Below are 522 nucleotides of genomic sequence, written 5' to 3'. Positions count from 1 at the left end.
CGCGAAAATGGATCAATGGGGTTTTGGCATCCACCAGCTGTTGCCATTCTTCAGGGCTTAACGCTTCATCGCCGATGGTTAACTGGTATTGGTACTCGGTCAGCTTATCCATGGAAAAATAAGATTGAGCACTGGCTGCGGCAGTCTTGGATTTACCCCCCGAACGCAAACGGAGTTTCGCTCGACGACGGCCTTTCGGCGTTAACCAGGCGGGAATAATAATTTTAAAACCAGCATCCTCCAATATCCAGGCGCTTTCTTTTAGAAAATCAAAGGCCTCATCCAAATTGATCTGCACACTATCTGGCTCACTGCCTTCCATGCCCAACCATAGTTTGGGATAAATTCGCGCGGCTTGCGCCAGATTAATTAAGATCTGCTGTTCAATCGCCAAGCCGAATTGCTGCTGTAACCGCTGATGAAAATGCTCTTTATCAGCCCAAAATTCTGCCAAATCCAATTTAAGCGAGGGATCTTTGTGTGAAGAAAGGAAGAAAACTAAACGCCACTGGTCAACGTGAT

The 522-nt window shown here is 46.7% G+C and carries 1 protein-coding gene; it reads right to left on the bottom strand.

Features of this window, described 5'->3' with window-relative positions; translation table 11 throughout:
- A partial coding sequence (locus tag RW114_RS20920; protein WP_340124648.1) for an SNF2 helicase-associated domain-containing protein occupies window positions 1-454 on the bottom strand: 454 nt, incomplete at its 3' end.
- Window positions 455-522 lie beyond the last annotated feature (68 nt).

The organism is Methylobacter svalbardensis (genome assembly GCF_037671525.1).
In the GTDB taxonomy this organism is placed as follows: Bacteria; Pseudomonadota; Gammaproteobacteria; order Methylococcales; family Methylomonadaceae; genus Methylobacter_A; species Methylobacter_A svalbardensis.
Note: the sequence above shows the minus strand (reverse complement) of the source record. Positions and strands in the feature narration are given on the sequence as shown.